Source organism: Salinicola sp. LHM (assembly GCF_034479735.1).
Taxonomy (GTDB): Bacteria; Pseudomonadota; Gammaproteobacteria; order Pseudomonadales; family Halomonadaceae; genus Salinicola; species Salinicola salarius.
Genome location: NZ_CP140261.1, coordinates 841,239 through 865,863 on the forward strand (window position 1 = coordinate 841,239; position 24,625 = coordinate 865,863).

Annotated in this window: 22 protein-coding genes; 11 read left to right on the forward strand and 11 right to left on the reverse strand. The window is 63.7% G+C overall.

The genetic code is table 11. From position 1 onward, the window contains the following. Positions 1 to 4: 4 nt before the first annotated feature. From R5R73_RS04045 to R5R73_RS04065, 5 genes are all read right to left on the reverse strand, one after another. Positions 5 to 1,615: a peptide ABC transporter substrate-binding protein gene (locus tag R5R73_RS04045; protein ID WP_322528860.1), complete on the reverse strand. Its 1,611-nt coding sequence runs from the start codon at positions 1,613 to 1,615 to the stop codon at positions 5 to 7. 81 nt (positions 1,616 to 1,696) lie between these two features. Further along, complete coding sequence (locus R5R73_RS04050) at positions 1,697 to 3,310, reverse strand: peptide ABC transporter substrate-binding protein (RefSeq protein ID WP_322528861.1); 1,614 nt, start codon at positions 3,308 to 3,310, stop codon at positions 1,697 to 1,699. A gap of 164 nt (positions 3,311 to 3,474) precedes the next feature. Continuing rightward, positions 3,475 to 4,410 (reverse strand): C40 family peptidase, encoded by a 936-nt coding sequence (locus tag R5R73_RS04055; protein ID WP_322528862.1) that lies wholly within the window; start codon positions 4,408 to 4,410, stop codon positions 3,475 to 3,477. 30 nt (positions 4,411 to 4,440) lie between these two features. Continuing rightward, on the reverse strand, positions 4,441 to 6,039 hold the full coding sequence (locus tag R5R73_RS04060; protein WP_322528863.1) for a peptide ABC transporter substrate-binding protein: 1,599 nt from the start codon (positions 6,037 to 6,039) through the stop codon (positions 4,441 to 4,443). 238 nt (positions 6,040 to 6,277) lie between these two features. After that, positions 6,278 to 7,876 (reverse strand): peptide ABC transporter substrate-binding protein, encoded by a 1,599-nt coding sequence (locus R5R73_RS04065; RefSeq protein WP_322528864.1) that lies wholly within the window; start codon positions 7,874 to 7,876, stop codon positions 6,278 to 6,280. Between the two features lie 261 nt (positions 7,877 to 8,137). Between R5R73_RS04065 and prfB the strand changes: the two genes are divergently transcribed. From prfB to R5R73_RS04100, 7 genes are all read left to right on the forward strand, one after another. Further along, positions 8,138 to 9,236 (forward strand): peptide chain release factor 2 gene (gene prfB, locus R5R73_RS04070; protein ID WP_139284292.1). Its coding sequence is split into 2 segments (ribosomal slippage): positions 8,138 to 8,212 and positions 8,214 to 9,236, totalling 1,098 coding nucleotides; the frame shifts between segments, so codons are not numbered across the junction. Positions 9,237 to 9,479: 243 nt separating this feature from the next. Beyond that, positions 9,480 to 11,024, forward strand: a complete 1,545-nt coding sequence (gene lysS, locus R5R73_RS04075) for a lysine--tRNA ligase (protein WP_322528865.1) — start codon at positions 9,480 to 9,482, stop codon at positions 11,022 to 11,024. Between the two features lie 324 nt (positions 11,025 to 11,348). Next, positions 11,349 to 11,735 carry a hypothetical protein gene (locus R5R73_RS04080; RefSeq protein ID WP_322528866.1) on the forward strand — a complete coding sequence of 129 codons (387 nt, stop codon included), beginning with the start codon at positions 11,349 to 11,351 and terminating at the stop codon, positions 11,733 to 11,735. A 28-nt stretch (positions 11,736 to 11,763) separates the two neighbouring features. Continuing rightward, complete coding sequence (locus R5R73_RS04085; protein WP_322528867.1) at positions 11,764 to 13,170, forward strand: MFS transporter; 1,407 nt, start codon at positions 11,764 to 11,766, stop codon at positions 13,168 to 13,170. Between the two features lie 92 nt (positions 13,171 to 13,262). Further along, positions 13,263 to 13,574 carry a BolA family protein gene (locus R5R73_RS04090; protein ID WP_071231774.1) on the forward strand — a complete coding sequence of 104 codons (312 nt, stop codon included), beginning with the start codon at positions 13,263 to 13,265 and terminating at the stop codon, positions 13,572 to 13,574. 35 nt (positions 13,575 to 13,609) lie between these two features. After that, positions 13,610 to 14,455, forward strand: a complete 846-nt coding sequence (locus tag R5R73_RS04095) for a hypothetical protein (RefSeq protein WP_322528868.1) — start codon at positions 13,610 to 13,612, stop codon at positions 14,453 to 14,455. A gap of 60 nt (positions 14,456 to 14,515) precedes the next feature. Continuing rightward, positions 14,516 to 15,010, forward strand: coding sequence for a GNAT family N-acetyltransferase (locus R5R73_RS04100; protein WP_110631972.1), 495 nt, complete (start codon positions 14,516 to 14,518; stop codon positions 15,008 to 15,010). Positions 15,011 to 15,162: 152 nt separating this feature from the next. Here the strand turns inward: R5R73_RS04100 and R5R73_RS04105 are convergent, their stop codons facing one another. Both R5R73_RS04105 and rsmD read right to left on the reverse strand, forming a co-directional pair. Continuing rightward, entirely contained in the window at positions 15,163 to 15,372 is a 210-nt protein-coding gene (locus R5R73_RS04105) for a cell division protein ZapB (protein ID WP_071231776.1), read from the reverse strand. Positions 15,373 to 15,527: 155 nt separating this feature from the next. Beyond that, positions 15,528 to 16,202: a 16S rRNA (guanine(966)-N(2))-methyltransferase RsmD gene (rsmD, locus tag R5R73_RS04110; RefSeq protein ID WP_322528869.1), complete on the reverse strand. Its 675-nt coding sequence runs from the start codon at positions 16,200 to 16,202 to the stop codon at positions 15,528 to 15,530. Between the two features lie 130 nt (positions 16,203 to 16,332). On the opposite strand from rsmD, the gene ftsY reads away from it, so the two are divergent. The 4 genes from ftsY to rpoH all read left to right on the forward strand — a co-directional run bounded on the left by ftsY (position 16,333) and on the right by rpoH (position 20,662). Beyond that, a complete protein-coding gene (gene ftsY, locus R5R73_RS04115; protein WP_322528870.1) occupies positions 16,333 to 17,871 on the forward strand; it encodes a signal recognition particle-docking protein FtsY in 1,539 nt (512 codons plus the stop codon). Beyond that, positions 17,868 to 18,536: a cell division ATP-binding protein FtsE gene (gene ftsE / locus R5R73_RS04120; RefSeq protein ID WP_071231779.1), complete on the forward strand. Its 669-nt coding sequence runs from the start codon at positions 17,868 to 17,870 to the stop codon at positions 18,534 to 18,536. The genes ftsY and ftsE overlap by 4 nt, the downstream gene beginning before the upstream one ends. Then, complete coding sequence (ftsX, locus tag R5R73_RS04125) at positions 18,533 to 19,525, forward strand: permease-like cell division protein FtsX (protein WP_322528871.1); 993 nt, start codon at positions 18,533 to 18,535, stop codon at positions 19,523 to 19,525. Before ftsE ends, ftsX begins: the two co-directional genes overlap by 4 nt. 270 nt (positions 19,526 to 19,795) lie before the next feature. Continuing rightward, entirely contained in the window at positions 19,796 to 20,662 is an 867-nt protein-coding gene (rpoH, locus tag R5R73_RS04130; protein WP_322528872.1) for an RNA polymerase sigma factor RpoH, read from the forward strand. A gap of 145 nt (positions 20,663 to 20,807) precedes the next feature. Here rpoH and slmA read toward each other — a convergent pair whose 3' ends face one another. The 4 genes from slmA to R5R73_RS04150 all read right to left on the reverse strand — a co-directional run bounded on the left by slmA (position 20,808) and on the right by R5R73_RS04150 (position 24,597). Next, positions 20,808 to 21,425, reverse strand: a complete 618-nt coding sequence (gene slmA / locus R5R73_RS04135; RefSeq protein ID WP_071231782.1) for a nucleoid occlusion factor SlmA — start codon at positions 21,423 to 21,425, stop codon at positions 20,808 to 20,810. Between the two features lie 123 nt (positions 21,426 to 21,548). Then, complete coding sequence (gene argB / locus R5R73_RS04140) at positions 21,549 to 22,451, reverse strand: acetylglutamate kinase (protein WP_071231783.1); 903 nt, start codon at positions 22,449 to 22,451, stop codon at positions 21,549 to 21,551. Positions 22,452 to 22,590: 139 nt separating this feature from the next. Next, the gene (locus tag R5R73_RS04145) at positions 22,591 to 24,009 is read right to left on the reverse strand and encodes a phosphomannomutase/phosphoglucomutase (protein ID WP_322528873.1); all 1,419 of its coding nucleotides are present in this window, start codon (positions 24,007 to 24,009) and stop codon (positions 22,591 to 22,593) included. A gap of 36 nt (positions 24,010 to 24,045) precedes the next feature. Next, the gene (locus tag R5R73_RS04150; RefSeq protein WP_322528874.1) at positions 24,046 to 24,597 is read right to left on the reverse strand and encodes a YaeQ family protein; all 552 of its coding nucleotides are present in this window, start codon (positions 24,595 to 24,597) and stop codon (positions 24,046 to 24,048) included. Positions 24,598 to 24,625 lie beyond the last annotated feature (28 nt).

Consider the following 24,625-nt stretch of genomic DNA (forward strand, 5'->3'; position numbering starts at 1 on the left):
ATCGTCATTCGGCATCTTTGAAGTACATCCAGCGGCTCAGATGATCGTCCATCGGGCTCTCCTCCCAGCCGGAAAGCGACGGCGAGACCAGTGCCGGCCGAATGTAAAAATAGAGCGGCAACATGGCGTAGTCGTCCAGCAGAATGCCTTCCGCGTCGGCCATGAGCTGCGCGCGCTTGTCCAGATCCAGCTCGTTCGAGGCGCGCTCCATCATGGCGTCGTAGTCGGCGTTGCTATAGCCGGAGTGATTGTTGGGTACGCCGGTGCGGAACAGATCCAGGAAGTTGCTGGCGTCGTTGTAGTCGGCGTTCCACGGCGCCATGCCGATCTGGAAGTCGCCCTGGCGCAATTTCGAGTAATAGACGGCGGCGTCGCTGTTGGTGAGCGTGACCTCGACCCCGAGCGGTTTCCACATCGCGGCCATGGCAACCGGGATGCGCTTGGTGTCCTGGTTGGTGATGTAGTCGATCGTCAGATGCAGGGGGTGATCTGGGCTGTAGCCGGCGTCCTGCATGAGCGCTTTCGCTTCGGCAAGCCGCTCATCCGTCGGTTCCTGGGCAAAGTCGAACTCGGGGCCGTCATAATTGCTGATTGCGGTGGGCACCAGGCTGTAGGCGAGGGGCTGATTGAGTCGGGTAATTTTCGTCGTGATGATGTCACGCCGAACGGCAAGGTTGAGCGCCTCGCGGATACGGAGATCATCAAGAACGCTGTCCGGCCGCTGATTGAAAGCGAAATAGAACGTCGCCAGCGTCGGTGTTTCATGCAGCGCGTCGGGCAGGTTCTCGCGTGCCCACTCGATGCGATCGGTCGGCACACTGCTGGTCATGTCGACTTCGCCGGCGCGAAAGCGATTGAGGGCGGCTCGACCGTCGTCGATGGGCAGAAACCGGACCTCGTCGAGCGCGACATTGGCGGCGTCGTGGAAGTCGGGGTTCTTCACCGCTGCGATGTGGTCGTGGGAGATCCATTCGGTCAGCTCGAAGGCGCCGTTTGAAATCATGTGACCGGGCTTGGTCCAGTCGCTGCCGTACTGCTCGATGGCGGTGCGTGGAACCGGGTAAGTCGATGCGTGGCTTAGCATCTCCAGGAAATAGCCCGTGGGGCGGGCCAGCGTTACGCTCAGCGTGTGGTCGTCGCTGGCCTCGACGCCCAGCGCGTCGGCCGGCTGTTCGCCCTGGTTATAGGCGCGGGCGTTGAGAATCGGATACAGCATGTAGGCATAGGGGGCGGCGAGTTCCGGACTCAGGATTCGACGCCAGGCATAGACGAAATCGTCGGCGGTCAGCGGCGTTCCGTCCGACCATTTTGCATCGCCACGCAGGTGAAAGGTGTAGTGCAGTCCGTCGTCGGAGATGTCCCAGGACTCGGCAACGCCCGGGATCGAGCTGCCACCAGCGTCTCGTGTGAGCAATCCCTCGAACAGATCCGAGATGATGGCCGACTCCCAGGTCCCGGTCATCAACTGCGGATCCAGTGACGAGGGTTCTGCCCCATTGGCGCGGCGCAGGATCTGCTTGCCCCCTTCGATATCGGCTACTGCCATCGGCGGCGTCAGTGTGAGAATCGCGCAGCCCGCAATAACGAGCAGTTTTCTGACTGTTGTTTTCGTCATGCCTGATTCCGCCCTCGCTCCAGCGGTGTCTTTTGTTGTTGTCGTGAGTGCATCCTCTGCCGGCGCAGCTCGGGATGGGACTCAGTTTCCCTGCGGCAGCGAAAGCCAGCGCGACAGATGCCGATTGAGGGCGTTGTCTTCCCAGCCTTCCAGCTTGGGGTTGACCAGGTTGCGCGAGACGTCGACGTAGATCGGTGCCACCGCATAGTCTGAAAGCGCCTGTCGCTCGGCCTGCTGCAGCAGTTGCTGGCGGGCGGCCATGTCGGTCTCGCGACTGGCCTTGGCCATCAGCTCGTCGAACGCCTGACTGCGATAGCCGCCGTAATTCTTGGGCGAGTCGCTCTGCAGGATGCCGAGGAAGTTGCTGGCGTCGTCGAAGTCCGCGACCCAACTGCCACGCCCGACATCGAAGTTGCCGTTGGCTAGCTCGGCGTAGTGAACCGCGCCCTCGGCGTTGACCAGTTGCGTCTCGACGCCGAGCGGCTTCCACATCGCGGCCAGCGCCACGGCGATGCGCTTGTTGGCCTCGGTGGTGGAGTAGCGCAGCGTCAGCTCGAGTGGATGATCGGGGCCGTAGCCGGCGTCCGCGAGCAGGCCCTTGGCCTCGGCAACCCGCTCCTCCATCGTCCGATCCAGGCCGGGCATGGTCTGGGCCTCAAAATGACTGACCCCTTCCGGCACGAAGCCGCTGGCCGGGGAGACCACGCCGCCCATGATCTTGTCGGCGATGACGTCGCGGCGGATCGCCAGGTTGAGCGCTTCCCGCACCCGCTTGTCGGCGGTGGGGTGGCCATCGCGCTGGTTGAGCGCGAAGTAGTAGTTGGCCAGCTGCGGCGCGAGATGAACGGCGTCGGGCAGATTCTCCTGCAGCCACTGGTAACGATCCGGCGAGAAGTCTCGGACGATATCCAGACCGCCGGCGCGGAAGCGTTGCAGACCGGCGCTGCGATCCTCGACCGGGTAGTAGTCGACGCCATCCAGCGCGACATCGTCGGCGGCGTGGAACTCGACGTTCTTGCGCGCCGCGATATGATCGTGGGAGACCCAACTGGTCGGCGTGAAGGCGCCGTTGGTCGCGATATGGCCCATCTGCGTCCAGTCGTTGCCGAATTGCTCGATCAGATGTGACGGCACCGGAGACGCGGCGATATGGGCCAGCAGCGTCGGGAAGTAGGGCGTCGGCTGGTCGAGCGTGATCTTCAAGGTCTTGGCGTCGACGGCTTCGACGCCGAGTTCGGGGGCATCCTTCTCGCCCTTGGTATGCGCCTCGGCGCCGCGAATCGGATAGAACAGACTGGCATAGACGGCGCCATTGGCCGGATCGAACAGGCGCTGGAAGGCGAGCACGAAATCCTCGGCGACCACGGGTTCGCCATCCGACCAGTTGGCATCGTCGCGCAGCTTGAAGGTATAGACCTTGCCGTCGTCGCTGAGGTCCCAGCCGCTGGCGGCGCCGGGGATGTACTCGCCGGCCGGGTCCAGCGTGACCAGGCCTTCGAACAGATCTCCCAGGACGTCGTTCTCCCAGGTGCTGCCGCCGATCCGGGCGGTATCCAGCGAGGCGGGCTCGCCTTGAATACCGATGCTCAGCGTAGCGGCCTGAACGGTACCGGCCAGCAGGCTCAGCCCCAGCAGCAGGGGGAGGCCGAATCTGCCGGGCCGCCGATGGGATCCATGTTTGAGCGGTTGACGCATGATCGAGTCCATCCGTTATCAGACGATTGTTGTTACTGGCCTAGTTGCCGGGACTCTCGTCGGGCTTGTTGCCGGAAACGGGAATCCCGTCTCGATCGTATTCCATTCGTTGCCAATAGCGGCGCTTTTCTGCATTGCTGCCTTGATCTTGCCAGCGGTTCGACTCAGGACGCTTCCGGCGTGGACAGGTAGCGGCGCACCGCGCAGAGCTGTTCGGCATAGCGGCTGCCACCGAGTCGGCGGCATTCGACACGCGCGTTGTTGGTCGGCGAGTGCAGCATGCGGTCGTCGCCGAGATAGAGCGCGACGTGATCGACCACTAATCGGCCTTCGTCATCGGGCTTTTCGAAGAACAGCAGGTCGCCGGGTCGGCGCTCGCCACTCTCGACCGACTGCCCCGTCTCGATCTGATCGGAGGCGTCGCGGGGCAGCGCGATGCCGATGGCGGCGAACAGGCTGTGCACCAGCCCCGAGCAGTCGTAGCCGAAGCTCGAGTTGCCGGCCCACAGGTAGCGCAGGCCATCGAAACGTCTGCCGAGCCTTTCCAGCGTGGCGGCGGTTGCCGGGAAGCGTTCATCCGGCAGATGAACACAATTCCGTGGCAGCCAGCCCCGCCCCAGCGCACTCTCGACCCAGACGCGGTTGGCGTCTTTGGCGACCGGATGAGCCAGTCTCAGCCGAGTCAGGAAGCTCAGCTTGAGCGATCGACCCCGGGGCAGCTCCTGAAGCCAGGCGACAGGCGTGACCACTGTTACCGCTTCGGTGACGGCGAGGCAGCCATCCCCTTCGGCGAGCTGCGCGGCCGGAATCCAGCCGGGATAGCCGCGAGGATCGAGCGACGAGGGCTGGCTCGGGACTATCACTCGACACCAGTCGTTGCCCTGGCTGTCCCGACGGCGTTCGAGTATCTCGACTGGCGTATCCAGCAGCACCTGGGTGGCGAGCCGTTTCTCCTTGCACAGCGCGAGCCGGGTATCGTCATCCAGCGCGGCCAGCCAGTGTTCCAGCAGAGCCGGGTTGCCCAGCGCCGAGGCATCGATGGCCCGCGGCGCTTCGGGAGAAGTCCATAAACCGGCGACGGTAACGCCTATACAGCTCACCTCGGCGTCTCCTGGCAGCGACTCAAGCCGTTACTCCGTGAAGTGGACCCAGCGCGACGGATGGTCGTCCTCGACGTTGTCTGCCCAGCCTTCCAGCTTGGGATTCACCAGGTTGCGCGTGACGTAGGTCAGCATGGGAATGAACGCATAGTCGTCCAGCGCCACGTTCTCGGCTTTCTCGAGAATGTTTTCCCGGGCGTCGAGATCCTGGGTCTGCGCCGCCTGATCCATCAGCTTGTCGTACTCGGGATTGGAGTAGGCGCCGTAGTTGTTGCCGACGCCGGTATGCAGCAGGGTGAGGAAGTTTTCGGCGTCGTTGTAATCGGCGATCCAGCCGGCCCGGGCGACATCGAAATCGCCTTGCTGGATGGTCTGGTAATGGACGGTCGCTTCGGAATTGATCATCTGCACGTTGATGCCCAGCGGCTTCCACATCGCGGCCACGGCGATGGCGATCTTCTTGTGCTCGTCGCTGGTGTTGTAGCGCAGGCGCAGTTCGAGCGGATGATCCGGACCGTAGCCGGCTTCCTTCAGCAGCGCCTTGGCGCGGGCCATGCGATCGTTCATGTCGTCGCTGCCGAGGTCCATCTGCTGGGCGTCGTAGTGGCTGGTGCCGGGCGGAACCATGGCGGTGGAAGCCTTGAAGCTGCCGGCCATGATCTGCTCGGAGAGCACGTTGCGACGAATGGCCAGGTTGAGCGCTTCACGCACGCGCTTGTCGGCGGTGGGGTTGCCGTCGCGATTGTTGAGCACGTAGTAGTAGGAGCCGAGCATCGGGCTCATGTGGGTGGCATCGGGCAGATTGTCCTTCAGCCACTGATAGCGGCTGGAGGGATAGTCGGACAGCACATCGAGTTCGCCGGCGCGGAAACGGGAAATACCCGCGTTGCGGTCCTCGACGGTGTAGTAGTTGACGCCATCCAGCGAGACCTCGTCGGCATCGTAGTAGGCCGGGTTCTTCTCGACGCTGATGCGCGACTGCGAGACCCAGTCCACCGGCTTGAACGCTCCGTTGGAGGCGATATGGTCGAGCTTGACCCAATCCTTGCCGTACTCGTCGACCAGATGCTTGGGCACCGGATAAGAGGTGTAGTGGGTCAGCAACTGCAGGAAGTAGGGCGTCGGATGGTTGAGCGTGACCTTGAGCGTCTTGCCGCCGTCCAGCGATTCGGCGCCGAGGGTGTCGGCTTTCTTGTCGCCGGTATTGATCGCCTCGGCATTGACGATCGGATAGAGCATGTAGGCGTACTTGGAGGCATTCTCCGGCGCCAGCAGATGCTGCCAGCCGAACACGAAATCTTCGGCGGTGACCGGCTCGCCGTCGGACCACTTTGCTCCCTCCCGCATGTGGAAGGTATAGGTCTTGCCGTCGTCGGAGACTTCCCACTCGGTGGCCATGCCCGGCAGCAGCTCGCCGTCCGGTGATTGCTTGACCAGACCCTCGTAGACGTCCATCAGCACCTGGGACTCCCATACCCCACCGGAAACCTGCGAGGTATCGAACGAGGCGAGCTCGCCCTGAACGCCGATATTGAGCGTCTCTGCCAGTGCCGGGGAGGCTGCCAGGGAGGTGGCCAGCGCCAATGCGCTGAGCGGAAACAGTGCGCGGGGAAGATGCAGTTTGGACATCTGTTGAAACTCCGACTTGTTGTTGTGGCACATTCGCCAGGGGCTCGGGCCGAATGCGTTCCTGAACTATCGACTGGCGAGGACGCCCGCGAAACGGATGCGATACCTTCGCGTGAAGCTTATGCATCGTCTAATTCAAATGCTCGATAGTCCGTTTCATTTCATGCATATGGCCGAGCGAAGGCGGCAACGACGCCGCCTTCGTTGTGATTCTAGTCACAGATAGACGTTAGTCGAATCACTCTGGGCGTTCGTCCCGTGACTCTGGAAGCTGCACCCAGCGCGATGCGTGCATATCCAGCGCGTTGTCGTTCCACCCATCGACGGCAGGGTTGACCAGATTACGCGAGCTGTAGGTATAGATCGGTGTCAGGGGATAGTCGGCCAGCGCCAGGGCTTCGGCCTGCTGCATCAGCTGCGCGCGCTTGCCCGGGTCCTGCTCGGCATCCGACTGGCTGATCAGGTCGTTGTAGTCCTCGTCCTGGTAGCCGCCATAGTTGTTGGTTTCCGCCGACAACAGTTGCAGGAAATTCTGGGCGTCGTCGTAGCTCGAGATCCACGCGGCGCGGGCGACCTGGAAATCGCCTTCCATCAGGTCGGCGTAGTGCACGTTGGCTTCGGTATTTCTGAGTTCGATGTCGACCCCCAGCGGCTTCCACATGGCGGCGACCGCCACGGCAATCTGGCGGTGCTCGTCGCCGCTGTTGAAGCGCAGCGTCAGCTCGAGCGGCTTGTCCGGGCCGTAGCCGGCTTCCTGCATCAGCGACTTGGCACGAGCCAGACGGCTGTCCATGTCGTCATCGAGCCCCGGCTGGGACTGGGCCTCGTAGTCGCTGGTGCCCGGGGGCACGAGAGAGGTGGCCGGTTCGACGCCACCCTTCAGCAGTTGCTTGGCGATCACGTCGCGACGAATCGCCAGGCTCAGCGCTTCGCGCACGCGCTTGTCCGCTACCGGCGAGCCGTCACGCAGGTTGAACACGTAGTAGTAGGTGCCCAGCGACGGAAACAGGTGGGTGGCGTCCGGCAGGTTCTCCGACAGGCGCGGGTACTGTGCTGCCGGGTAGTCGCGCAGGATGTCGAGCTCGCCGGCTCGGAAGCGCTGGATGCCGGCGTTCTTGTCCTCCAGCGGATAGTAGTCGACGCCGTCCAGGCTGACGTTGTCGGCATCATGGAAGTTCGGGTTCTTGACCGTTTCCAGTTCGGTATTGGAGACCCACTTCACCGGCTTGAACGCGCCATTCACCGCAATGTGGGACGGATCGCTCCAGTCGTCGCCGAATTCGTCCACGACATGCTTCGGAATCGGATAGGCAAACGGCAGTACCAGCGTCTTGAGGAAATAGACGGTGGGCGCGTTCAACGTGATCCTGAGCGTCTTGCCGTCGTCCAGGGATTCGACGCCCAGCGACTCGAGCGGCTTTTCGCCGGCATTGATCGCCTGGGCGTTGACCACCGGGTAAAGCCGATGCGCGTAGTTGGAGGCAGTCTTGGGATCGACCTGATGGCGATAGGCGTAGACGAAGTCGTCGGCGGTCAACGGCTCGCCGTCGGACCATTCGAGACCATCACGCAGATGAAAGGTGTAGGTCTTGCCGTCGTCGGAGATCTCCCAGCTTTCGGCAGCGCCGGGGATGATCTGGCCGTCGGCATCGATGGCGATCGGGCCTTCGAAGATGTCCCGCAGGACGTCCTCTTCCCACACGCCGCCGGTGATCTTGGCCGGACTGAGCGAGGCGGGATCGCCGGAAATGCCTACCTGCAGCGTCGCGGCCTGGAGCGGCAGGGCAGTGAGTGTGGCAGCGAAACCGATGGCGGCAGCAAGGCGAGTCGGTGACATGGAAATGCTATCCCTGAAATGAGGGTCAAGACCGAGTGATCGATGACCGAATGGTTATTGGTAGATGGCTCATGATTTTCCAACCTTAGCGCATCGAGCCCGGCCGTACAGCGCTTTGCGCTTGCCCGCGTCTGGCGGGATGACGCTATGCCGGCAGTTGGCTACAATGAGCGCCCTTTTGGGGCGTTCTCTCGATTCGTTTTTCCGGTTCAGCATTCGTCGAGCCGAGGGAGCGCCCGCGGCTACGTTGGCAGGAATCCCATGCAAGAGATCAACCCGATCAACAACCTCATCAAGGACCTGTCCGAACGGACAGACGTCCTGAGGGGGTATCTTTGACTATGCCGAGAAGAAAGACCGGCTAGAAGAAGTCTCCCGCGAGCTGGAAAACCCGGACGTCTGGAACGATCCCGACTATGCCCAGAAGCTGGGCAAGGAGCGGGCGTCGCTGGAAGCCGTGGTCGAGACCATCGATACCCTCGATGCGGGCCTCACCGACAATCGCGAGTTGCTCGAGCTGGCGGTGATGGAAGAGGACGACGCGACCATCGACGAGGTCCGCAAGGAGCTTGCGTATCTCGAAGGCCAGCTCGACAAGCTGGAATTCCGGCGCATGTTCTCCGGCGAGATGGACGAGAACAACGCCTATCTCGACATCCAGGCCGGCTCCGGCGGCACCGAAGCCCAGGACTGGGCCAACATGCTGCTGCGCATGTACCTGCGCTGGGCCGAGCATCATGGCTTCAAGGCCGAGCTGACCGAAGTCTCCGCGGGCGAAGTGGCCGGGATCAAGTCCGCCACCATTCACGTGCAGGGCGAATACGCCTTCGGCTGGCTCAGGACCGAGACCGGCGTTCACCGTCTGGTGCGCAAGAGCCCGTTCGATTCCGGCGGGCGTCGCCACACCTCGTTCGCGTCCGTGTTCCTTTCCCCCGAGGTGGACGACAGTTTCGAGGTCGAGATCAATCCGGCCGATCTGCGAACCGACACCTACCGCTCCAGCGGTGCCGGCGGTCAGCACGTCAATACCACCGATTCGGCGGTGCGTATCACCCACGAGCCGACGGGGATCGTGGTGGCCTGCCAGAGCCAGCGCAGCCAGCACGCCAACCGCGACTTCGCCATGAAGCAGTTGAAGGCGAAGCTGTGGGAGCACGAGATGCAGAAGCGCAACGCTGCCAAGCAGCAGGCCGAAGAGAGCAAGGCCGACATCGGCTGGGGCAGCCAGATTCGCTCCTACGTCCTCGATGACCAGCGGATCAAGGATCTGCGAACCGGCGTGCAGAGCAGCAACTGCGACAAGGTGCTCGACGGCGATCTGGATCAGTTTATCGAGGCGAGTCTCAAGCAAGGTCTTTAATCGTGAGCTACGAGCTACGAGCTACGAGCTACGAGCTACGAGCTACGAGCTACGAGCTACGAGCTACGAGCTACGAGCTACGAGCTACGAGCTACGAGCTACGAGAAAAGGGCTTGCGAATCTCATTACGACCGCATTCTGGTAGTCGCGGCTCGCGGCTCGCGGCTCGCGGCTCGCGGCTCGCGGCTCGCGGCTCGCGGCTCGCGGCTCGCGGCTTTACTTTATTTTTCGACAGGCGACGACATGGCGAACCAGGACAACCCGCAATCTCCTTCCGATGCGTACAATGAAGCGCATGAAGAAAACCGGCTGATCGCGGAGCGCCGTGCCAAGCTGGCAGCGCGTCGCGAGCAGGCTGCGGAGCAGGGCGGCAGCGCCTTCCCCAACGACTTCCGGCGTGACAGTCTGGCGGCGGATCTGCAGGCGGAGCTGGGCGACAAGGACAAGCCCGAACTCGAGTCGCTCGATCGCCAGGCGGCCGTCGCCGGGCGCGTCATGCGCAAGCGCGGCCCGTTCGTGGTGATCCAGGACGTTTCCGGCCAGATCCAGTTCTACATCGACAAGAAGGGGCTGCCCGCCGAGCTGCTGGAAGACATCCAGAGCTGGGACATCGGCGACATCGTCGCTGGCCGCGGCCCGGTCCACAAGTCCGGCAAGGGCGATCTCTACGTCATGCTGGTCGAGGCCAAGCTCTTGACCAAGAGCCTGCGTCCGCTGCCGGACAAGTTTCATGGTCTGACCGACCTCGAGGCGCGTTATCGTCAGCGCTACGTCGATCTGATCATGAATCCGCAGTCTCGACGCGTGTTCGAGGTGCGTTCCGGCGTCATTGCCGCGATCCGCCGGTTCATGGTCGAACGCGGCTTCATGGAAGTCGAGACGCCGATGCTGCAGCCGATCCCCGGCGGCGCCACCGCGCGGCCGTTCACCACGCACCATAACGCGCTGGATATCGACATGTATCTGCGCATCGCTCCGGAGCTCTACCTCAAGCGCCTGGTGGTGGGCGGGTTCGAACGGGTGTTCGAGATCAACCGCAACTTCCGTAACGAAGGTCTGTCGACGCGGCACAACCCCGAATTCACCATGCTCGAATTCTACTGGGCCTATGCCGATTACCGGGATCTGCTCGACCTGACCGAAGCGATGGTCCGGGACGCCGCCGAACAGGTGCTGGGCACCACGACCGTCACCTATCAGGGCACCGACTACGACCTGGGCCAGCCGTTCCGTCGCCTGACCCTGCGCCAGTCGATCATCGAATACGGCGCCGAGATCGAGGGCGATGCCATTGGCGAAGCCGACATCGATACGTTCGAGGCGGCCAAGGCGACCTGCGAGCGCCTGAATATCCCGGTCAAGCCGACCTGGGGCCTGGGCAAGCTGCAGACCGAAATCTTCGAAGCCGTCGCCGAGCATCGGCTCGATCAGCCGACCTTCATCACCGAATATCCGGCCGAAGTCAGCCCGCTGGCGCGGCGCAACGATACCAACCCTCACGTCACCGACCGCTTCGAATTCTTCGTCGGGGGGCGCGAGATCGCCAACGGCTTCTCCGAGCTCAACGACGCCGAGGACCAGGCCGAGCGTTTTGCCGCCCAGGTGGCGGAGAAGGATGCCGGCGATCTGGAAGCGATGTACTACGATGCCGATTACGTGCGCGCGCTGGAATACGGCATGCCGCCGACCGCCGGCGAAGGCATCGGTATCGACCGGCTGGTGATGCTGCTGACCGATAGTCCATCGATCAGGGATGTGCTGCTGTTCCCGGCGATGCGCCCGGAGTAAGGCTGGGCTTCGCCCAGAGCTGTAAGTCAGAAGCTGTAAGCTGGAAGAAAGGTCAAAATCTATAGCTACGAGCTACGAGCTACGAGCTACGAGCTACGAGCTACGAGCTACGAGCTACGAGCTACGAAAAGCGGGATGCTATCGTCTCGCCGATCAAAGCCATCGGTTTGGACCTTGGGGTTTTTCTTACAGCTTAAAGCTTACGGCTTATAACTCCCGGCGTAGCCGGGCAAGAGTTGTTGGTCAGGGGCGTGTCTAGCGCCCATAATGGCTGCGGTTCGAATTCCGCCGACCCCGTGCGGTTCCCAAAAAGAGGTGACACCGATGAAGCTGCTCAATCGTTCCGCGCTGAGCGTCAAGCCGACCCAGGCGTTCGTCGACTGGGTCAACTCGTTGGAGCCGACCGTCGGTGAAGACGACCTGACGCTCGACGACATCGCTGGTGAAAATACCGTTTATCTTATCCCCGAGATGGATACGCCGGAGGCGTTGCATGCCTATGTCGGGGAGTGTTATTACGACATTCTCGAAACCGAACTGCGGGCGTGGGAAGAGGATGAGCGCCAGTGGCCGGAAAACCTCGACTGGTCGCTGTTCCAGGCATTTCTCACCCTCGAGCACAGCTATCTGGCGGTGGACCTCGACGACGAGGCCGAGCTGGAAACGTCCGAAGTCGACGACGAACTGCTGATGGAGACCGATGAGGAGTGATGGGTCGGATGTTGCATGACGGCGGTGCTTGCCGCTACCCGAAGACATGCTGAAGCGCCTGTTCGAGGAGCGCCCGGGGGACGACGGTCTACCCGGGCGCGAACGCAAGTTGGCGCTGCTGGCGATGATCACCGGTACCCAGCTGGCGGTGCTGGACAATGGCATCGTCAATATCGCCCTTCCCACCCTGGCCCAGGAACTGTCGATCAGCGGTTCCGAGTCGATCTGGATCGCCAACGTCTATCAGCTGGTGACCGCCGCCTTGCTGCTGACCTTTGCCGCGGTGAGCCGTCGGGTAGGGCGTCATCGGCTCTATATCGGTGGCCTGCTGGTCTTTACCGTGGCATCGCTGGGCTGTGCGCTGGCGCGTTCGTTCGAGTTCCTGCTCGCGATGCGAGGCCTGCAGGCGGTCGGTGCCGCCGCGATGTTGAGTATCGGGCCGTCGCTCTATCGCATCATCTTTCCCACGCGTCTGCTCGGCTCGGCCATCGGGCTCAGCGCGCTGACGGTCGCGTTCGGCATCGCCGCGGGGCCGTCGCTGGGCGGCTTGATCCTGCACGTGGCGAGCTGGCCGTGGCTGTTCGCCATCAACGTGCCGATCGGGCTGCTGGCGCTGACGCTGGGAGTGCGCGCGCTGCCGCGGGAAGCGCCCATCCCCGGACGAATCGATATCTGGGGCGCGTTGATGTCGATCGTCATGCTCAGTGGCAGCGTCTTTGCTCTGGATCAGTTCGGCCATGGCAATGGCGGCGTGCTGGCGCTGTCGACGCTGGCGCTCAGCGTGGTCTGTCTGCTGGGGTTCATCTACCGCCAACGTCACGCCGTCAGGCCGCTGGTGCCGTTGGCACTCTTCACCGAACCGCGCTTCTCGTTCGCCGCGGTGGTGTCGATGTTTGCGTTTCTGGCCCAGGGCGTGGCTTTCGTGGGGCTGCCGTTCCTCTACCAGACCGTCATGGGCGTGTCGCCGATCATGTCGGCGGTACTGTTCACGCCCTGGCCGCTGGTAATCATGGTCATCGGGCCATTGGCGGGACGTCTGGCGGACAAGGGCAATCCGGCGCTGATCAGTTCGACCGGGCTGGGCCTTTTCCTGCTGGGCATGCTGGCACTGACCGGCCTGGACGGCGGCTCGAGCTACCTCGACGTGATCTGGCGAACCGCGCTGTGCGGCGTGGGGTACGGGCTGTTCCAGGCGCCGAACAATCGCGAGATGATCGGCAGCGTATCGGTGGAGTTGAGCGCCAACGCCTCCGGCGTGCTGGCCTCGGTGCGCACCTTCGGGCAGTCGCTGGGAACGGCGCTGGTCGGGCTGATTCTCGGTCTTTCGTTCGGATCGTTGACGCTATCGCTGTGGGTAGGGTGTGTCTCTGCCATGATTGCGCTGGCACTGAGCCTCTATCGCACGCCGATGGCCGCCAAGGGACGACGGCGCTGAGTTTCGCCTCTGGCGACAGCGCCCATCCCCGGTCGTCGCTCGATGGGCCGGGGAGACGTTACAATGATTCGGTTGGCACAGGAGAAACTGTCATGAGTGTTCAGACCCGTATCGAAGAGAAACTCGCGACGCTCGAGCCGGTCCAGATGGTGGTCGAGAACGAGAGCCACATGCACCATGTGCCACCGGATTCGGAAACCCACTTCAAGGTGACGCTGGTCTCCGAGCGGTTCGCGGGGCTGATGCCCGTCAAGCGACATCAGCTGATCTACAGCTTGCTGGCGGACGAGCTCGCGGGGCCCGTGCACGCGCTGGCGTTGCATCTCTACACGCCGCAGCAGTGGTCGGCGCGCGGCGAAGCGAGCCCTGACTCGCCCAACTGTCGTGGTGGTGGCGGGCGGTGATCGGCGATCCTCAACGCCTTCAGTACCTCGAGGCCATGGGTATCACCACCTGGACCTCGCGGTACCGCTTCGTCAATGCCAGGCCGACCGAGCAGGTCGAGTGGGAAACCGCTCCCGCACCGGAGAAGCCCGCGCCCGGGCAGCGGCTGCACGCACTGCTGGAAACGCCGGCTCGTCCGGTCGAGGTCGAGCGTGAGCGGCCCGCGGCAGAAACGGCGCCTGCACAGCAGACCGTCGCGCCGCTGTCGCGAGCCCGAGCTCTGCTCGACGGCGCCTCTGGCGGAGGCGCGACGGAGCCTCGTGCGCCAGCGTCGAACCCCGAGCCCACGTCTCGCCAGGCGCCTGTCTCCCGCCCGGCGGAAGAGGGCCGGACGGACGATGCTCTCCAATCCGTCGCCCAGTCCGCTGCCCCGGTGCCGACCGAACCGTTGCGTTTCACGCTGTCGTTGTCCGTCATCGGCGAGCGCTGGTGGCTGCTGCTGCCCGGCGAACGGCCGCTTTCCGCCGCTGGCCAGGCGCTACTCGGGCAGATGTTGAAAAGCGTCGGTATTCCCGTCAACGGCGCGCCGTTATCGAGCCTGACCTGGCCGTTGATGAACGTGCCGGCCAGTGACCCGGTCGACGAGGCCCGCGAGGGCATTCAGGTATTCTGTGCCGGGCAGGCGCGGCGCCACGGCATGCACATCGATGGCGCCATCGTCGTCGGCGACGAGATCTGGTCGCCGCTGTTGAGCGATCCGGCGGACGAGGCCGGCTGGATCTGCCACGCTCTGCCTCACCCCGACGATTTGCTGACCTCCGCCAAGGCCAAGCGTGAATGCTGGCCGCTGTTGCAGTCGATGGGGCAAGCCTGGCGGCAAGGGCTTGCCGCGCCGGAGTGATCGGCTTCTGCCGATGACCGACGCGTCGACGTCAAATGCTTTCCTCGAGTAGCGCTTTCCATGTCGATCAACGTTTGCAAAACCAAGAGTTCACCGGTCGGCACGGCCCCGGCCCGGCTCGCGATCGAGAACCTGCCGGCCTTGATGGCGTTCGAGCGTCAGGCCAACGATGACGCCTGGTCGGAAGCGCTGCTGAGCGCGGCGCTGCTCGACGATGACTTCGACGTCTGGGGAATCTGGGCGGTGGAAGGCGTCGAGCTGCGAGCGGCTGCCGTCCTGGCTTATCTGCCTTTCGATGCCGAGCTGCAGTCGATCTGTGTCCGGCCGAGCGACAGACGCCACGGGCTGGCGCGTGAACTGCTGGGGTGGATCACGCAGTGTGCCATCGAGCGGGGAGCCGAACGCCTGCTGCTGGAACTTCGCGCGTCCAATGTGGCGGCCCGAAGGCTCTACGAGAGTGCCGGATTCGCGGTCGACGGCCAGCGGCGTGGCTACTATCGTCGCGATGACGGTGGCAGCGAGGATGCGCTGTTGATGTCGCGGGAGCTGGGGTGAAGTCTCGCCGGTAGCGCGTTACCTTGTGGCAGCTTAAGAAACGAGGGCAGGATCGGAGGCTGGATAGGCGCGAAACTCAGGCAGTGTGGCGGGACAGGTGGCTCGACGGGGCAGTCTGCGCAGTCTGCGAGAGTCCGCCCCGCCGATTCGCGTCAGCCGTTCTGGTTGGTGCTGTCGCCAGTACTATCCAGTGATTGCAGCTTGTCCAGCAGGCCGCCGAGACGCTGTTCCCACTCTTCGCGCTCCTGCTGGAAGCGGGCATTCTCTGCCTTGAGCTCTTCGTTCTCCATTTTCAGCATTTCGATGCTGTCGACGGCATCCTGAATCTTCTGTTCCAGCTTGGCGAAGATTTCTCCGTTCATCTGCACTCTCTCCTTGAAAGTTCGGCCTCGAAAGTTTGGGCCTTGAAAGTTCGTGGCGGTGGTCTCGATACCATGACCATAAAACGACTGGTGACCTGATGGGAGCCAGCGTACGTGGCGTCAGGGCCAACGACAAGCGTCTCGAAGCGGCGACGTCATTTGGCCGTTGGCTGGCGCCGGAACAGCCGGCCATGGCTGTCTCCGGCGACGATGTCGCGATGCAATTGCCAGTGCCCCGGCGCCTGCCAGTCAAGCTCGTGTTCCGTCTCGACGTAGATCATGGCGCCGGGCGACAGCCAGCCCCCCGATTCGAGCGCCTGGCACGTACGCTGCGCGAGCCCTTGGCGAAACGGCGGATCGAGAAAGACGATATCGAACGCGGCAGGCGTGCCCGCCAGAAATCGTTCCACATCGGTACGATGCACCTGGCCCGCTGCCCCCAGCATGGCGATGTTCGCCTCCAGCGCGGCGGCCACGTGAGCGGTCGACTCGACGAACAAGGCCTGCGCTGCGCCGCGCGACAGCGCTTCCAGCCCCAGCGCGCCGGTGCCGGCATAGAGATCCAGCACACGCCGACCGGCAATATCGAAGGCCAGCCAGTTGAACAGGGTTTCGCGAACCCGGTCCGGTGTCGGGCGCAGGCCCGGACTCTCGGGGATCGGCAACTTGCGGCGGCGGAAATCGCCACCGATCAGACGCAACTGGCCGCTGCCACGGTGCGCGGACTGCCGAGCGCCCTGGGGAGCGCGGGCGTCATTGGCGTGGCCTCGAGGACTGTGAGCGTGATTGCGAGCGCCGTTGGCGGCCCGACGGGAACGACGTCGATTCATGGCGGGCAATTGTACCCCCGCAACCCTCGCGGTGATAGGATGATGTCTCGTTATCGATATTCTCCGAAGCCGTGATGATCGGCGCTGATTCAGCGACGCAAGCACGGCTTTTTCATCAGTGAAGCCATCCATGTTCGGACTATTCAAGAGTCGTAAAAAGCAGCAGCAGGAAGAGGAAGCCCGCCGGCGTGAGGCCGAGGAAGCCGAGGCCAGGGCGGCAGCGGAGCGCGGCGAGGAAGAGCCGGGCGACGACACGCCTTCGGACGAGCCGAAGCCAGCGGTTGACCAGGGTGACGAGACCCCTGCCGAGGCGAACTCCGGCCGGGGTGACGCGCCTGCCGATCGGGAGCCGGAGCGTGCCTCGGTGTCGGGCACCGTCACGCCCGATGAGCCTTCCGTCCAGGCCGAGGATCCCGAGCGTCCGGCCACCGTGGATTACGAGCCCTCTTCGCTCGAGGAAACGGCCGCCAGGGAAGCGCTCAGCGAGCCGCTGTCGCAGGAGTCGCCGCAGTCGGCCTTGCAGGAAGACCAGGCCGAGGGAACGCGCGCGACCGATCTGGCGAGGGACGTGACGCCGGCGCCGGAACCCGCTTCGATGCCCGAGCCCGAGCCCGAGCCCGAGCCCGAGCCCGAGCCCGAGCCCGAGCCCGAGCCCGAACCCGAACCCGAACCCGAGCCGCCTGCAGCCGTATCACCGGTATCCGCACCGGCCCCCAAAGAGAAGCCCAAGGGCGGCTGGCTGGCGCGCGTTCGTGCCGGGCTCGGGCGCACTCGCGCCAACCTGACCGATGGCATCGCCGATCTGCTGCTGGGCAAGAAGCAGATCGACGACGAGCTGATGGAGGACCTCGAGACCCAACTGCTGCTGGCCGACGTGGGGATCGAGGCGACCACCGAGATCATCGAGCGGCTGACCGGGCGAGTCTCGCGCAAGGAGCTGGCCGACGCCGATGCGCTCTATCGTGCGCTTCAGGAAGAGCTGGCAGCGCTGCTCGAACCGGTCTCCCAGCCGTTGCAGTTGCCGCCGAAGGGCGAGGGCCCGTTCGTGATCCTGATGGTGGGCGTCAACGGAGTCGGCAAGACCACGACCATCGGCAAGCTCACCCAGCGTTTCCAGAACGAAGGCCGTAGCGTGATGCTGGCAGCCGGCGACACCTTCCGTGCCGCCGCGGTCGAGCAGCTCAAGGTCTGGGGCGATCGCAACCGGGTTCCGGTGATCGCCCAGCACACTGGTGCCGACAGCGCCTCGGTCATCTACGATGCCGTCGCTGCGGCCCGGGCGCGCAAGGTCGACGTGCTGATCGCCGACACCGCTGGCCGGCTGCACAACAAGAGCCATCTGATGGAAGAGCTCAAGAAGGTGCAGCGTGTCATGGCCAAGCTCGACGCCAACGCGCCGCATGAGGTGATGCTGGTGCTCGATGCGGGGACGGGGCAGAACGCGATCTCCCAGGCGACCACCTTCGATGAAGCCATTCCGATCACCGGGATCACCTTGACCAAGCTCGATGGCACCGCCAAGGGGGGCATCATCTTTGCTCTGGCCAAGAAGATGGGGACACCGATCCGCTTTATCGGGATCGGGGAGTCGCTTGAGGACTTGCGCCCGTTCGATGCGCAGACCTTCGTCAAGGCGCTGTTCGGTCGGGACGGCGATGCCGATTCATGATTGCCTTCGAGCACGTTGGTAAGCGCTACGGCGGACGCTTCGAGGCACTCGCCGATATCAACTTTCGCGTCGAGCGGGGCGAGATGCTGTTCCTGACCGGCCACTCCGGTGCCGGCAAGAGCTCGCTGCTGCGCTTGATCATGCGTCTCGAACGCCCTTCACGTGGCCGGGTGCTGGTCGCCGGTCACGACCTCGATCAACTGCATATCAGTCAGGTTCCCTACTATCGGCGCCAGATCGGCGTGGTCTTCCAGGATCACCAGCTGCTGTTCGATCGGGACATCTTCGCCAACGTGGCATTACCGTTGACGATACAGGGCGTCGAGCCAGGCGATGCCGCGCGACGCGTGCGCGCCGCGCTCGACAAGGTCGGGCTTCTGCATCGTGAGCGGGCCCTGCCGATCGAGCTTTCCACCGGCGAGCAGCAACGGGTGGGCATTGCACGAGCCGTGGTCAACAAGCCGGCGCTGCTGCTGGCCGACGAGCCGACCGGTAATCTCGACCCCCAGCTCTCCGCCGACATCATGCGGCTGTTCGAAGACTTCAACCGTATCGGCACCACGGTCCTGGTGGCGAGCCACGATCTGGCCTTGATCGCTCGCCTGCGCCATCGGGTGCTGAAGCTGCGGGATGGCAGGCTCATCGGCGACGAGGAGGCGGCATGAGCGAGCGTCGACCCTCCGCCGAGCGTCGTGTCGAAGGGCGGCGCGGAGCGCAGAAGCCGCAACGCCGAGCTGGGGGCGGCGGTCGCGCCTGGATGCGCCATCACCGCGCGATGATGGGCGACAGCGCGTTACGGTTGATCAGGCGCCCGTTCTCGACGCTGTTGACCATGCTGGCGATCGCCATTGCACTGATTCTGCCGGCCGGTCTGTGGCTGGTGCTGGACAGCGCCCGGCTGCTCGATGCCGAGCTCGACGAAAGCGCCACGCTGACGGTCTACTTCCAGGCGGATATCGATGAGTCCGAGGCGATGGATCTGTCCGCCGAGGTCGGCGGGCAGCCCGGCGTGGCCGGCGCGCGCTTGGTGACGGCGGCCGAGGGGCTGGCGGCGTTCCAGCAGACACTGGGCGTCGACGATGCGCTCTCCCAGCTCGACGCCAATCCGCTGCCGGCTAGCGTCGTGGTCACGCCGGACGATACCGCGCCCGCTGCCGTACAGTCGCTGAGCCAGCGTCTGCAGACGATCGAGGGAGTCGATGAAGTCCGGCTGGATCTGGCCTGGCTGGACCGGCTGCAACAGCTGGCGGACTTGGGGCAGCGCGTCGCGCTGGCGCTGGCGCTGCTGTTTGGCCTGGGCGTGCTGCTGGTGGTCGGCAACACGATACGGCTGGCCGTGGAGAGTCGGCGTCAGGAAATCGAGGTCGTGACGCTGATCGGTGCGACGCATGCTTTCGTGAGGCGCCCGTTTCTCTACAGTGGCGCCTGGTATGGGCTGGGCGGAGGTGTTCTGGCGCTGGTGATTCTCATGCTTGGCGGGAACTGGCTGGCGTCGCCGGTCGCGGCGCTGGCGGAAAGCTACGGCGCCCACTTCGCGCTGCCGTCGCTGGGTGGCAGGAATTCGGTTTTTCTGCTGCTTTTTAGTACACTGTTGGGCTGGTTGGGAGCATGGCTTGCCGTGGGGCGTCATCTATCGGACATCAAGCCACGCTAGGCTAACCAGCGGTTTCGAAAAGTCGTCAACGGTGTCGAGATGCGGCCATGATGCCATTCGCCGCCATTCATCGTATTATCGGTCAGCCCAGCGAATGGCCGATTTCAGGCCCGTTGAAGTTGGCGTGGTTATTGAACTTTTGTCTACACTGAGGGTCTCATCAGGCACTCTCGTAGACAGGCAGAACAACCTGTCGCGACGTGTTCCAGGCGGATCGAGCCAATACCGGCTCTTCGCTCCGACACGCCGCCTAGCATGGAGACAACGCACATGAGCACCAGTCTTCAATCCATTGGGAACCTTTCCCCGGGTCACGATCTCAACGGTTACATTCAGGCCGTCAACGGCATCCCCGTTCTGACGGCGGAAGAAGAGCATGACCTGGGCGTGCGTCTTTACGAAAAGGACGACCTCGAATCGGCCCGCCGGCTGATCATGTCCCACCTGCGTTTCGTCGTGCATATCGCGCGAAGCTACTCCGGTTACGGATTGCCCCAGGCCGACCTGATCCAGGAAGGCAACGTCGGGCTGATGAAGGCGGTCAAGCGTTTCGATCCGTACCAGGGCGTTCGTCTGGTCTCTTTCGCAGTTCACTGGATCAAGGCCGAGATCCACGAATATGTGCTGCGCAACTGGCGCATCGTCAAGATCGCCACGACCAAGGCGCAGCGTAAGCTGTTCTTCAACCTGCGCAGTGCCAAGAAGCGGCTGGCGTGGTTGAGCAACGACGAGGTCGATGCGATCGCCAAGGATCTCGACGTCAAGCCGAAGGTCGTGCGCGAGATGGAAGGTCGTCTGTCTTCCTATGACGCGGGCTACGATGCCAGCCCCGGTGAAGAGGAAGAGCAGGGCTATCAGGCGCCGGCGCAGTATCTTGAGGATCACAGCTTCGATCCTGCCGCGCAGCTCGAAGCGGATGACTGGGAAGCCGACTATACGCGGCGTCTGCGAGAGGCGCTGAGCGAACTGGACGAGCGTTCTCGCGACATTCTGCAGCGTCGCTGGCTTTCCGAGCACAAGTCCACGCTCCATGAGCTGGCCGATGTCTACGGCGTGTCGGCCGAGCGCATTCGCCAGCTCGAGAAGAACGCGATGAAGAAGATCAAGCAGCAGCTGGGTGACGCGATCGCCGCGTGATGGCTGGCTGAAGATACTCGCTCATGGCGCGAGGCGGTCGGCGATGACCGATGAACGATACGAAAGGACGATACGAAAGGACGATACGAAAAGCCCGGCATCAGCCGGGCTTTTTGCGTTGGGGCGAAATGCCTTGCCGCAGGGGTCAGATCGAGGCGGCCTGTGGCGATACGGTCAGCAATCCGTCGCCCAGCAGGCGCCACTGATCGTTCCAGTGTGACGTGGGGCGGTGGCGGAAGTCGCTGCGTACGTACTGACTGATCCGGCCCTCCACGAAGGCCGACAACAGGTTGGCCGCCGCCGGCACCGGCAACTGGGGACGCAAGCCCTCGCGCAGCTCCGCCTCGCGCAGAACCTGCTTGAACTGGGTCTCCAGACGCTCGAACAGCTGGGACATGCGAGTGCGCAGACGCGCTGTCTCGCCCGTGAGCACATCGCCGTCCATCAGCCGGCTGAGGCCGGGGTTCTTCTCGGCGAAGGCCAGCACGAGCTGGACGATCGTCTCGCAGCGAGCGAGCGCCGAGGGCTCGTCGTCCAGGATGCGCCGGATGCGTTCGAACAGGCTGGCTTCGATGAATTCGATCAGCCCTTCGAACATGCGCGCCTTGCTGGGAAAATGGCGATAGAGCGCCGCTTCGCTGACGCCGACCTGGCGGGCCAGCGCGGCGGTGGTGATGCGTTTGCCGCTGTCCTCCTCGAGCATCAACGCGAGTGCCTGAAGGATCTGTTCACGGCGGGAAAGCTGTGGGGTTGCCTGCGTCATGACGGTTCTTATCGGTCGTGTTGTCGAAGCTCCCTCCTGGAGCGGCCCGGACGGCCTGTCTTCCGTTCGGCGGTCGGGGCGGGCCTTCCAGGCCCGCAGTGATTGAAATCAGAGTAGCGCGAATCAGTCACGATGGTCGGTGATCTGGGTGCCGACCCCGGCATCGGTAAAGATCTCCAGCAGCGTGGAGTGCACCACGCGGCCATCGACGATGACGGCGCTGCCGACACCGCCCTTGACGGCGTCCAGCGCGCAGCGAATCTTCGGCAGCATGCCGCCGTAGATCGTGCCGTCGGCGATCAGGGCATCGACCTGTTCGGTGGAGAGTCCGGTCATCACCTTGCCTTCGGCATCCTGCAGGCCGGCGACGTTGGTCAACAGCATCAGCTTCTCGGCCTTCAGCGCTTCGGCGACCTTGCCTGCCACCAGGTCGGCATTGATGTTGTAGCTGTTTCCTTCACGATCGACGCCGATCGGCGCGATGACGGGGATGAAGTCGCGTTCGGCCAGCATCTCGATCAGGTCGGTGGAGATGTGCTCCACTTCGCCGACGTGACCGATATCGATGATCTCGGACGCCGTCATCTCCGGCGTGCGATGCTCCACCTTGAGCTGACGAGCCAGAATCTGCGCGTTGTCCTTGCCGGTCAGGCCGATTGCCTTGCCGCCGCACTGGTTGATCTGGGTCACGATGTTCTTGTTGACCAGCCCGCCCAGCACCATCTCCACCACGTCCATGGTTTCCGCATCGGTGACGCGCATGCCGTTGACGAAGCGAGACTCGATGTCGAGCCGTGCCAGTAGCTGACCGATCTGCGGGCCGCCGCCGTGGACCACGACCGGATTGATGCCGACTTCCTTCATCAGCACCATGTCGCGAGCGAAGGAGTCGATCAGCTTGTCTTCGGTCATGGCGTTGCCGCCATACTTGACCACGACGGTCTTGCCGGAATAGCGCTGAATGTAAGGCAGCGCCTCGGACAGGATCTCGACCACCTGGCGTGGGTCGCGTGGGCTTTCGTTCATGAGGCGTCATGTCTCCACTATCTGCGCGCCGCTGATGGCGCTTTCCCGCCGAGGCGATGGCCCGTGCACGGGACGGTCTTGTCTGCTGCGTTATCGATGACACGTGCCGCCAGCGACACGAGGGTGTCGTGACGCAGGGTTAAAACGGCAGTTCCACTTCCGGCGCCACCGCACGCAGCGCGGCACCGAACCGTTGCTGGATGCGTGTCAATGCCGCCTGATCCTTGCCCTCGAAGCGCAGCACCAGCATCGGCGTGGTGTTGGAGGCGCGGCACAGGCCCCAGCCATCGGGATAGTCGACCCGGATGCCGTCCAGTGTCGTCTTGATGCCATCCTGACCGAAGTCGCCGCTCTCGGCCAGCTGCTCGACGATTGCGAACTTCTCTTCGTCGGTGACTGCCGCGTTCAGTTCCGGCGTGCTGACATCCTGCGGGAACGTGCTGAAATAGCGATCGGCGTCGACCGGCTGGCGCGACAGAATCTCCAGCAGCCGGGCGGCCGAGTAGAGCCCGTCGTCGAAGCCGTACCAGCGCTCGGCGAAGAAGATATGGCCACTCATCTCGCCGCCCAGCTGTGCCCCGGTTTCCTTCATCCGCGCCTTGATCAGCGAGTGACCGGTGCGCCACATCTCGGGCTCGCCGCCGGCCCGTTCGATGATCTGGGCCAGATTGCCGGTGCACTTGATGTCGAAGATGATTCGGGCGCCAGGATCGCGCTCGAGCAGGTCGGTGGCGAACGCCATCAGCAGCCGGTCCGGGTAGATCATCTCCCCCGAGGGCGTGACCACGCCCAGGCGATCGCCGTCGCCGTCGAAGGCCAGCCCGATATCGGCGCCGGTCTCCTTGACCTTGGCGATCAGGTCGACCAGGTTCTCCGGCTTGCCGGGATCGGGATGATGGTTGGGGAAGTCCCCGTCGATCTCGGCAAACAGAGGAATGGTCTCCGCCCCTAGCGCCTCGATCAGCCTGGGTCCCAGTTCGCCGGCGACGCCGTTACCGCAATCCACCACCACCTTGAGCGGGCGCTCGCGCTCGCGCTGGCTCTGGTCGAGGGTCACGTCACCCAGAATGCGCTGAAGATAGGCTTCGCCGACATCGATCTGAGTCAGCGTACCTTCGCCTTCGCTGAGGTCGCCGCTGCGGATGCGCTCGAGCAGCCCGGTAATCGCGTCTCCGGAGATCGCGACGCCGTCCAGCACGATCTTGAAACCGTTGTAGTCCGGCGGATTGTGACTGCCGGTCACCATCACGCCGCTGCGGCTTTCATCGAGCGTGGCGGTGGCGAAGTAGAGCACCGGCGTCGGTACGCGGCCGATATCGATCACGTCGCGACCGGACGCGCGCAGGCCGCGGATCAGCGCTGCCTGCAGGCGGGGGCCGGAATGGCGGCCGTCACGGGCGACGATCACGCACTGCTGGCCGCGGGCGGCGGCTTCGCTGCCCACTGCGCGGCCGATCCATTCCACCGTTTCCTCGGTCAGCGTGTCGTCGACGACGCCGCGAATATCGTAGGCCCGAAAGATCGAGGCGGGTACGTTGGCACCGGATTGGTCGTTCATCGGCAAGTCCTTGTCATTGATCACATCCGGTCGGCGTCACGCCCACCGTTCGAATTCGAGTTCCACCGACGCCTGACCGTCGGTGATCAGCCACTGGCCTTCCATCAGCGTGGCGCCCAGGCTCAGGTTGCGGTCGACGAGGGCGGTCAGCGCCGCCAGCGGCTCTGCCGGCAGATTCCAGACCTCGATCCGCGGCTGTGCCCGGATGTCGCTTTCCAGCTTTTTCCACCACTGTGTCGCGCTGCGTGGTGCGTAGGGATAGATCAGCACGCGTTCGGCTCGGGAGAGTCCCTGCTTGATGCGCTTCAGCGACGGTTCGCCCAATTCTATCCACGAAAGGATGCGGCCGTCCGGCGCCTTGAGCCACAGATCCGGCTCGTCGTCAGTACTCAGTCCGCGAGTCATGGCGAGATCGTTGTCGCCGCTGGTGGCGTGCACATTGGCGATGAACGCCAGCAGCCGCACCATCAGGCGTGTCGCCGTCTCGGAAGGGTGGCAGGCCACGGTCAACGCGTGATCGCCATAATAGTGACGATCGAGATCGCTGACGTTGAGTTTCGCTTTATAGATGGTTGCGCTTAGCGCCACGCGACATTTCCTTGCAGAGAGCTCGATT

What these genes read in the sequence shown, in the direction of transcription:
- R5R73_RS04145 (WP_322528873.1), bottom strand. Translation starts at nt 24,009, where the DNA reads ATGAACGACCAATCCGGTGCCAACGTACCCGCCTCGATCTTTCGGGCC.
- rpoH (WP_322528872.1), top strand. Translation starts at nt 19,796, where the DNA reads ATGAGCACCAGTCTTCAATCCATTGGGAACCTTTCCCCGGGTCACGAT.
- slmA (WP_071231782.1), bottom strand. Translation starts at nt 21,425, where the DNA reads ATGACGCAGGCAACCCCACAGCTTTCCCGCCGTGAACAGATCCTTCAG.
- argB (WP_071231783.1), bottom strand. Translation starts at nt 22,451, where the DNA reads ATGAACGAAAGCCCACGCGACCCACGCCAGGTGGTCGAGATCCTGTCC.
- R5R73_RS04060 (WP_322528863.1), bottom strand. Translation starts at nt 6,039, where the DNA reads ATGTCCAAACTGCATCTTCCCCGCGCACTGTTTCCGCTCAGCGCATTG.
- R5R73_RS04045 (WP_322528860.1), bottom strand. Translation starts at nt 1,615, where the DNA reads ATGACGAAAACAACAGTCAGAAAACTGCTCGTTATTGCGGGCTGCGCG.
- R5R73_RS04095 (WP_322528868.1), top strand. Translation starts at nt 13,610, where the DNA reads ATGGGTATCACCACCTGGACCTCGCGGTACCGCTTCGTCAATGCCAGG.
- ftsY (WP_322528870.1), top strand. Translation starts at nt 16,333, where the DNA reads ATGTTCGGACTATTCAAGAGTCGTAAAAAGCAGCAGCAGGAAGAGGAA.
- ftsX (WP_322528871.1), top strand. Translation starts at nt 18,533, where the DNA reads ATGAGCGAGCGTCGACCCTCCGCCGAGCGTCGTGTCGAAGGGCGGCGC.
- R5R73_RS04080 (WP_322528866.1), top strand. Translation starts at nt 11,349, where the DNA reads ATGAAGCTGCTCAATCGTTCCGCGCTGAGCGTCAAGCCGACCCAGGCG.
- R5R73_RS04090 (WP_071231774.1), top strand. Translation starts at nt 13,263, where the DNA reads ATGAGTGTTCAGACCCGTATCGAAGAGAAACTCGCGACGCTCGAGCCG.
- R5R73_RS04065 (WP_322528864.1), bottom strand. Translation starts at nt 7,876, where the DNA reads ATGTCACCGACTCGCCTTGCTGCCGCCATCGGTTTCGCTGCCACACTC.
- R5R73_RS04050 (WP_322528861.1), bottom strand. Translation starts at nt 3,310, where the DNA reads ATGCGTCAACCGCTCAAACATGGATCCCATCGGCGGCCCGGCAGATTC.
- ftsE (WP_071231779.1), top strand. Translation starts at nt 17,868, where the DNA reads ATGATTGCCTTCGAGCACGTTGGTAAGCGCTACGGCGGACGCTTCGAG.
- R5R73_RS04100 (WP_110631972.1), top strand. Translation starts at nt 14,516, where the DNA reads ATGTCGATCAACGTTTGCAAAACCAAGAGTTCACCGGTCGGCACGGCC.
- rsmD (WP_322528869.1), bottom strand. Translation starts at nt 16,202, where the DNA reads ATGAATCGACGTCGTTCCCGTCGGGCCGCCAACGGCGCTCGCAATCAC.
- lysS (WP_322528865.1), top strand. Translation starts at nt 9,480, where the DNA reads ATGGCGAACCAGGACAACCCGCAATCTCCTTCCGATGCGTACAATGAA.
- R5R73_RS04105 (WP_071231776.1), bottom strand. Translation starts at nt 15,372, where the DNA reads ATGAACGGAGAAATCTTCGCCAAGCTGGAACAGAAGATTCAGGATGCC.